Annotated in this window: 8 protein-coding genes and 1 pseudogene; 3 read left to right on the top strand and 6 right to left on the bottom strand. The window is 63.3% G+C overall.

Features of this window, described 5'->3' with window-relative positions:
- Positions 1-128: pseudogene (locus tag AC1DWI_RS07050) on the top strand (transcriptional regulator); the annotation flags it as partial.
- An 18-nt stretch (positions 129-146) separates the two neighbouring features.
- On the opposite strand, the gene AC1DWI_RS07045 reads toward AC1DWI_RS07050, so the two are convergent.
- The 4 genes from AC1DWI_RS07045 to AC1DWI_RS07030 form a co-directional block, all read right to left on the bottom strand.
- Positions 147-509, bottom strand: a complete 363-nt coding sequence (locus AC1DWI_RS07045; protein ID WP_457279322.1) for a DUF1428 domain-containing protein — start codon at positions 507-509, stop codon at positions 147-149.
- A gap of 332 nt (positions 510-841) precedes the next feature.
- Positions 842-1,957, bottom strand: a complete 1,116-nt coding sequence (locus AC1DWI_RS07040; RefSeq protein ID WP_477671366.1) for an ABC transporter ATP-binding protein — start codon at positions 1,955-1,957, stop codon at positions 842-844.
- On the bottom strand, positions 1,954-3,552 hold the full coding sequence (locus AC1DWI_RS07035) for an ABC transporter permease (protein ID WP_477671365.1): 1,599 nt from the start codon (positions 3,550-3,552) through the stop codon (positions 1,954-1,956). The genes AC1DWI_RS07040 and AC1DWI_RS07035 overlap by 4 nt, the downstream gene beginning before the upstream one ends.
- Before the next feature lie 241 nt (positions 3,553-3,793).
- Positions 3,794-4,630, bottom strand: coding sequence for an extracellular solute-binding protein (locus AC1DWI_RS07030; RefSeq protein ID WP_477724590.1), 837 nt, complete (start codon positions 4,628-4,630; stop codon positions 3,794-3,796).
- A gap of 298 nt (positions 4,631-4,928) precedes the next feature.
- On the opposite strand from AC1DWI_RS07030, the gene AC1DWI_RS07025 reads away from it, so the two are divergent.
- Positions 4,929-5,432, top strand: coding sequence for a pyridoxamine 5'-phosphate oxidase family protein (locus tag AC1DWI_RS07025; RefSeq protein ID WP_477671363.1), 504 nt, complete (start codon positions 4,929-4,931; stop codon positions 5,430-5,432).
- 39 nt (positions 5,433-5,471) lie between these two features.
- Positions 5,472-5,855: a hypothetical protein gene (locus AC1DWI_RS07020; protein ID WP_477671362.1), complete on the top strand. Its 384-nt coding sequence runs from the start codon at positions 5,472-5,474 to the stop codon at positions 5,853-5,855.
- Between the two features lie 69 nt (positions 5,856-5,924).
- On the opposite strand, the gene AC1DWI_RS07015 is transcribed toward AC1DWI_RS07020, so the two are convergent.
- Positions 5,925-6,431: a BON domain-containing protein gene (locus AC1DWI_RS07015; RefSeq protein WP_477671361.1), complete on the bottom strand. Its 507-nt coding sequence runs from the start codon at positions 6,429-6,431 to the stop codon at positions 5,925-5,927.
- Positions 6,432-6,486: 55 nt separating this feature from the next.
- Positions 6,487-8,482: bifunctional aconitate hydratase 2/2-methylisocitrate dehydratase (locus AC1DWI_RS07010; protein ID WP_477724589.1), on the bottom strand; the 1,996-nt coding region annotated here is incomplete at its 5' end.

Here is an 8,482-nt window from a genome sequence, read left to right as displayed (position 1 = left end):
TCATCAGCACGACCACCATCTTCGGCTCGCCGGTGGATGTGACGCTGCAGGAGTTGGCAATGGAGACGTTTTTCCCGGCGGATGACTTCACGCGCCAGGCGCTGCACGCGCTGGCGGCGCAGAGCTAGAGTCCGCGCGTCCGGGCTTTAAAGCTCGACGATGGTCTTGAAGCCGCCAAAAATCATCCGCTTGCCATCGAAGGGCAGATTCTTCGGATCCATCATGGCCTCCAGGCGCGGGTCGGACATGACCTTTTTGTTGACGCTGTCGCGCTGCTTGCGTGACTTGTAGGTGATCCACGAGAACACCACCACCTCGCCGGCCTTGAGCTTGACGCTTTGCGGAAAGGACGTGACCTTGCCCGGTTTCACGTCGTCGGCGATGCACTCGGTGTATTCGATCGCGCCGTACTCCTTCCAGATCTTGCCGGCCTTGCGGGACAGCTTGCGGTAGTCCTCCACTTTCTTGGCGGGGACGGCAACGATGAATCCATCTACGTAACGAGCCATGGGAAATCTCCTTGGGTAAGCGGTTTGTCACCTGAAACGCCGCAACAACCGACCAAGTTGCCGGCGTGCAAGTGCATAGCCATTAATTTGTGTACACCGTACACAATATACCCAAAGACCTGTGTAAGACACCTTAGAGATTCGTAACAAGGCATGTATTGGTCGAACCATGCCCCTTGCGCGGGCGTACCGGGAAAACGTCCGCCGCCAGCTGGTTCATCGCACCCGTAGAGACAGGCAAAATGCTATTAATTTAATAGCTGCTTGCGCCCGTTTTTATTGGGTTACGGCCACTATTTACTTAAATTCCCGGGAACCGGCACGCAGCCGGCTTATACGAACACATGGGCCTCGCCGGCCACCGTGATGCGAACCATGGCGCCCGGCGCCGGGGCATGCAGGCCGGAGCTGCGCACCAGCAGCGGCGCGTCCCACGCAGCAAGCTCTGTCGCCGCCGGTGCTTCTTCTGCCGTGACCATGCCAGCGCCGCGCACCAGGCGCACCGACAGCACGCAGACCGGACCGCCAAAATCGGTGTCGATAACCGCGCCGTAGCACGCAGCGGCATCCGCACTTTGCGCGGCCGCCTGCGCCGGGACTTCAGCCACCTGCAGTTGCTCTGGCCGCAGCATGATCTGCGCCGCACCGCTGCGCTGGCCGTCGTTGACCGCGACTCGCCCCAGCGCGCAGTCAGCCCAGCCGCCCGCCAGCCGCGCGGGCAGCACGATGGCTTCGCCCAGGAAGCCGGCCACCGCGGCATCACGGGGCCGCAGATAAAGATCCACCGGGCGACCGGCCTGCACCAGTTGCCCTTCACGCATCACGGCTACCTGGTCGGCAAATGACAGGGCCTCCGCCTGGTCGTGCGTGACCAGGATGGTGGTGATGCCGGCGCCGCTGAGCAATTGCGCGACGGCTTTGCGGGTGCTGGCGCGCAGGCCCGTGTCCAGGGCGGAAAAAGGCTCATCGAGCAACATCAGCTGCGGGCGCTGGGCCAGCGCGCGAGCCAGTGCCACGCGCTGCTGCTGGCCGCCAGACAACTCATGCGGGCGACGGCTGAGCATGGCGATGTCGAGCGCGACCATGTCCATCAGTTCGGCAATGCGTTCAGCGCGCTGGGGCGTATTGCGCGGCAGGCCAAAGCCGACGTTGCCCTCAATCGTCAGATGCGGAAACAGCGCGCCGTCCTGCGGCACAAAACCGATGCCGCGCTGGTGCGCCGGCACGGCTTCCGGCCCGTCGGCCAGTTGCCGCCCACCCAGCACGACGCGGCCGGCGTCGGGCACTTCGAAGCCGGCAATGATGCGCAGCAAGGTGGTTTTACCGGAACCCGACGGACCCACGATGGCGGTGCGGCTGCCGGCCGGCACGTGCAAGTGAACGCCGCCCAGTGCTTCCACGGGGCCATAGTGTTTGCGCAGGCCGTTCAGTTCAAGAGAAGTTGTCATCGTCCCGCCGTGCGTTTGGATTGGGTATAGAGCAGCCACGTCATGGGCAGCGACAGCAGCACCATGATGAGCGCATAGGGCGCGGCGGCGGCGTAGTCGATCTCGCTGCTGTAGGCCCAGAAGGAAGTTGCCAGGGTGCGCGTGCCGTTGGGCGCGAGCATCAGCGTGGCGGTGAGTTCGTTGGTGATCCCCAGGCCCACCAGGGCCGCGCCGGCCGCCGCGCTGGGCGCGGCCAGCCGCAGGGTGATGGCCCACAGCGCCTGCACGGGCGTGCGGCCCAGGCTGCGCGCGGCCTGCTCCAGCTCCACCGGCGCCTGCGCGATGCCGGCGCGCAGGCTGATGAGGGCGCGTGGCAAAAACATCAGCAAATAAGCCAGCAGCACCGTCACCGCTGTCTGGTAAATCGGCATGCGCACCGTCACCGTGACGAGCGCCAGCGCCACCACCACACCGGGCAGCGAACCGACCATGTAGTTGCAGGCCTCCAGCACGCGCTGCAGCCGGCCGGGCGAGCGTATCGACAGCCAGGCCATGGGCACAGCGGCCAATGTGGTCAGCAACGCACCGGCCAGCGCCAGCCCCAGGGTCTGGAAAATCGCCGGGCCGATTTCATCCACGCGCCATACAGCAGCCCCGCCGGCCACCAGCCAGCGGCCCAGGGTAACCAGCGGCACGCCCAGTGCCAGAGCGGTGACCAGCACGGGCAGCAACAGGCCGAGTGCGGTGAAGCGGCCCAGGCTGCGCTTGAAAGGCATGCGCGCGGCGCCGGAACCTACGCGCGCATAACGTTCCTTGCCGCGCGCGGCCGATTCCAGTGCCAGCAACGCGAAGCAGCACACCACCAGCACGCCGGAAAGCATGTTGGCCGCAGGCCCGTTGTAGGTCGACTGGAACTGGTCGACGATGGCCGTGGTGAAGGTGTCGAAACGGATCATCACGTAAAGGCCGTACTCGGCCAGCAGGTGAAGGCCTACCAGCAGTGAGCCGCCGCATACCGCCAGCCGCAGCTGCGGCAGCACCACGCGGAAGAACACCGCCAAAGGGCTCAAGCCCAGCGAGGCGGCGCTGTCTTCCATGCCCGGATCCAGCCGCCGCAAAGCCGCGGCCACCGGCAAATACAAAAATGGAAAGTAGGCAATCACCGAAACCATCACGCCGGCGGGCAAGCCGTGCAGGCCGGGGGCGACCGTCATCCAGGCATAGCTGTGCACAAAAGCCGGCACGGCCAGCGGCGCGACGGCCAGCCAGGCCCAGGTGCGCGCACCGGGCAGGTCGCTGCGCTCGGTGAGCCAGGCCAGGGCCACGGCCAGCACGGCGCACGAGGGCACTGTCAGCGCTACCAGCAAAGCAGTGTTGACGAGCAGCTCCCCAACACGGGGCCGGAAGATCAACGCAGAGGCCGTGTCCCAACCCGCCTGGATGCCGACCCAGATGACAAAACCCAGCGGCAACAAAGCGAGCAACGAGACCAGCAGGGCCGCGCTGCCCACCCACGACAGGCGCCAGCCGCCGCGCCCGGCCGCAGGCGAAGGCAGCAGGGCCGCACTCGCCGGCTTCAGGGAGTCGGCGCCGACATCAAATGGCAAGGCACTCAAGGCAGGTGTCAGATCCGCGGACCTGAAGTGGTTAGGTGCGATTGGAAGTGGTTTACAGCAGGCCGGCCTGGGTCATCAGGTCGGTGACTTTTTTGCTGTTGAGTTTGGAAGGCTCGACCTTGGGCGCCTGCAGCTCAGCCAACGGCACCAGCTTGGGGTTGGACTGCACGCCCGTACCAACAGCGTACTCATACGCGTCGCCGGTATTCAGGATGTCCTGTCCGCCTTTGCCGGCAATCCACTACACGAAGGCCTGCGCTTCGGGTTGGTGGTTGCTCGAGGCCAGCACGCCGCCACCGTAAATGCTCACAAAAGCGCCAGGGTCCTGGTTGCGGAAGTAATGCAACTGGGCGTTGTTGCTGTTCTCGCCGGTCTTGGCCTGGTCGCCGTAGTAGTAATAGTGATAGATCACGCCGCCTTCGATCTGGCCTGCATTGACGGCCTTGAGCACGGTGCCGTTGCCTTTGTAAGGCGTGGCGTTTTCCTTCATGGCCTTGAGCCAGGCGACGGTAGCGGCTTCGCCCTTGAGTTCGAGCAGCGCGCTCACGATGGCCTGGAAGTCGGCGCCGGAAGGCGATGCAGCCCAGCGGCCTTTCCATGCGGGCGTGGCCAGGTCCAGCATGGACTTGGGCAACTGTGCGGGCGTGAGCTTGGCCTTGTTGTAGACGAACACCGTACTGCGCGCGGCGATGCCCGTCCAGCGGCCATGCGCGGGGCGGAAGTTGGCAGGCACTTCCGACAGCGTGGCCACGTCCAGCGGAGCGAACAGCCCTGCCGTGTCGACCAGCGCCATGGCCGGCGAATTCTCCGTCAGGAACACATCAGCGGGCGAGGCTTTGCCTTCCTGCACGATCTGGTTGCCCAGCTCGGTGTCACTGCCGTTGCGCAAAGTGACCTTGATGCCGGTTTCCTTGCTGAAGGCTTCAGCCCAGGCCTTGGTCAGGCTGGCGTGCTGGGCGTTGTAAACCACGATGCCTTCGGCGGTGGGCGTGACGGTTTGGGCCGTGGAGGCCAGGGGCGCGGCCAGTAGACCGACGGCCAGCACGGCGCCGGCAAAAGATGGGAACGACAGTTTCATGAAACACCTTTTAGAGATGAAAGCGGCCCGGTTCGCCCGAACCGGGCCGGGCGCGAAGGCCTTGAAGCCCTTGGGCGCCTGCAAGCAAGCCGTAATACAAATACGAATTACTTGCATCTATCTATATGGTAACCGCTCGCGCCATTAGTTCCCCTGTAGAGCGATGGTTTACACAGGCTGCGGCTGGAAGCCGGGGGCTGTCGGCACTTGCTGACAGCTGCCCGCGCCGCCCGCTGATGAGCGGCCAACGGCATGATGCCTAGCATCGACGCATTGGCCACCACCCACGGGAGTTTTCATGAGCGCAACAAAATCAGACCACGACACCCTTTGGGAGCTGATCAAGGGCATCAAATTCGGCATGCTGACGCACCGCCAGGCCAGCGGCATGTTGCACGCCCATCCCCTGACCACGCAGAACCAGTCGCTTGACGCGGAATCGCATCTGTATTTCTTCATCTCACGCAAAAGCGAGATGGCCCAGCGGCTGCAGCAGGACGGCAACGTCAACGTGTCGTACGCCGACCCGGGCGCCGACAGCTACGTATCGGTGTCGGGCCAGGCGGCGATCGTGGAAGACCAGGGGAAAAAAGAAGAACTCTGGTCACCGCTTGCCCGCGCCTGGTTTCCTGCGGGCGTCAACGACCCGGACCTGGCGCTGCTGGAAGTGCGCATTCATCACGCCGAATACTGGGACGTGAAGGAAAGCAAGATGGTGCAGCTGGCCAAAATGGCCAGGGCAGCCATCCTGGGCGAGTTGCCGCGCAAGCTGGGTGAGCACAAAGAGCTGCATATTTCCTGAGAATTCGCCCGAAAACCTGTCCCCCAACCGGCCCTATCCATGCCCTTTATCTCTTTCAACAAAGCCACTGAGCCCAGCGCGCCCGACGATTTGCGCATCAACACCGCGGCAGTCTTGTACATAGAAGCCTCACGTCCTGACCTGATGGGCCAGACCACCATCCACATGCTGGGCCAGGGCACCACCGTCAATGCTGTCACCGAGTCGATAGGCACCGTGGTTTCCACCATAGGCGGGTTGGTGGCGGTCAAGCGCCACTACCTGGCACCCCCGCCCGACGACGGCGCGAGCACGGTCTATGTGCTGCCAGCCAATGTCAGCCACATACACCCCAACCTGCCGCTGTCACCGGAGTTCTGGTACCTGAAGTTTGTCGACGGCTCGGAATTGCGGGTGGTAGACCCGCTGCCGTCGGGGCTATAGCCTCCCCCAATGAAAAATCCCCGCAGGAAACTGCGGGGATTTTTTGCATGCGCAAGGGGCAAGCCCACTTCACTTCTTTTCAGTCTGCGCCGGCACATAGCGCACGGGCTCATCACCCACGCGCAGGTAATTCACCACGCCCATCACGTCATCGACCAGCCAGACGGCTTTTTCAAGCGCCTCCGATTGTTCGCGTGTCTTGACGCAACCCTTGAGGAAAACCAGGCGCCGCTCGCCCTGCACCCACACGCTGGTGTCGTCGAAACGGCCATCGAGCTTGATGTATTGCGACACGCGCGGAATGATTTCCTGGTCGTACCAATACGAGTTGGCCAGGCGGCAGCGCCCCACGCGGTAGCAACTGCCGCCGTGCTGCGCCCGCACATGGGCCACGTCACGCACCTCCTGCTCGGTATAGAGCGGCCCCTCCGGCACAGGGCATGGATTGATCGCCGAAGTGACCTGCAGGAAGGGGTCGTTGAAGGCGTTGGTGCGCGCATCTTGAGCTTGAGCGGTTGCACCGATGGCCGAAAAAAGAACAAAAAAAAGGAAGGAAAGAAGTGACGGTTTCTTCATCACTTCATCCTTCCATTTCAGCTTGCGGCTGTCAAGCCGCCGGCATGGTGTCCACTTAAGCGGCTACGCCGTCCTTCACGGTGTCAGCCATGTCGGTGTAGTCCTTGACCTGGTCGAAGTTGAGGTACTGGTAGATCTTGTCGCTGGCAGCAGTCAGCACACCCATGTCGGCCATGTATTCGGCCTTGGTGGGGATGCGGCCCAGCTTGGAGCAGATCGCGGCCAGCTCGGCGGAACCGAGGTAGACGTTGGAGTTTTTCCCGAGGCGGTTCGGGAAGTTGCGGGTGGAGGTGGAAAACACCGTCGCGCCCTCTTTCACCTGCGCCTGGTTGCCCATGCACAGGCTGCAACCCGGCATTTCCATGCGGGCGCCGGCCGAGCCGAGCACGCCGTAGTGGCCTTCTTCGGTCAGCTGCTTGGCATCCATCTTGGTCGGCGGCGCCATCCACAGTTTGACGGGGATGTCGCGCTTGTTTTCGAGCAGCTTGGAGGCAGCGCGGAAATGGCCGATGTTGGTCATGCAGCTGCCGATAAAGACTTCGTCGATCTTGCTGCCAGCCACTTCGCTCAGGGTCTTCACGTCGTCAGGGTCGTTCGGGCAGGCCACGATAGGCTCGTGGATGTCGGCCAGGTCGATCTCGATGACGGCGGCATATTCGGCGTCCGCATCGCCCTTGAGCAGCTGCGGGTCGGCCAGCCAGGCTTCCATGGCGGCAATGCGGCGCTTGATGGTACGCACATCCGAGTAACCCGTGGCGATCATCCATTTCAGCATCGTGATGTTGCTGTTGATGTATTCGATGATAGGTTCCTTGTTCAGGTGCACCGTGCAGCCGCCAGCGGAACGCTCTGCGGAAGCGTCGGAGAGCTCGAACGCCTGTTCGACCTTCAGGTCGGGCAAGCCTTCGATTTCCAGAATGCGGCCGGAGAAGATGTTCTTCTTGCCTTGCTTGGCGACCGTCAGCAGGCTGGCCTTGATAGCGTACAACGGGATTGCGTTGACCAGGTCGCGCAGCGTGATACCGGGCTGCATTTCGCCCTTGAAGCGCACCAGCACCGACTCAGGCATGTCCAGCGGCATGACGCCGGTGGCAGCACCGAAAGCCACCAGGCCTGAGCCCGCGGGGAAGCTGATGCCGATGGGAAAACGCGTGTGGCTATCGCCGCCGGTGCCGACGGTGTCGGGCAGCAGCATGCGGTTGAGCCAGCTGTGGATGATGCCGTCGCCCGGACGCAGCGGGATGCCACCGCGGTCGCTCATGAACTCGGGCAGCTCGTGGTGCATCTTCACATCGACCGGCTTGGGATAAGCCGCCGTGTGGCAGAAGGACTGCATCACCAGGTCGGCGCTGAAACCCAGGCAAGCCAGGTCTTTCAATTCGTCGCGCGTCATCGGACCGGTGGTGTCCTGCGAGCCGACAGAAGTCATCTTGGGCTCGCAGTACGTGCCGGGGCGTACGCCCTGGCCTTCAGGCAAGCCGACCGCACGGCCAACCATTTTTTGTGCCAGCGTAAAGCCGCGGCCGTTGTCGGCCGGGTTCTGCGGCAAGCGGAACTGGGTAGACACGGGAAGGCCCAGCGCAAAACGCGCCTTGGCCGTGAGGCCGCGGCCGACGATCAGCGGAATGCGGCCGCCGGCGCGCACTTCGTCAAACAGCACGTCGCTCTTGAGTTTGAACTCGGCGATGACCTTGCCGTCTTTCAGCGCCTTGCCCTCATAGGGGCGCAGTTCGATCACATCGCCCATAGCCATCTGGCTCACGTCGAGTTCGATCGGCAGCGCGCCCGAGTCTTCCATGGTGTTGTAGAAAATCGGGGCGATTTTCGAGCCGAGGCAGACACCGCCGAAACGCTTGTTCGGCACAAAGGGAATGTCTTCACCGGTGAACCACAACACCGAGTTAGTTGCGGACTTGCGCGAGGAGCCGGTACCGACCACGTCGCCCACATAGGCCACCAGGTTGCCCTTGGCTTTCAGCTCTTCAATGAACTTGACCGGGCCGCGCTTGCCGTCTTCTTCGGGCGTCACGCCGGGGCGGGCATTCTTGTGC

Source organism: Polaromonas sp. P3_C2, assembly GCF_056402675.1.
This window is presented reverse-complemented; position numbering and strand designations above follow the sequence as displayed.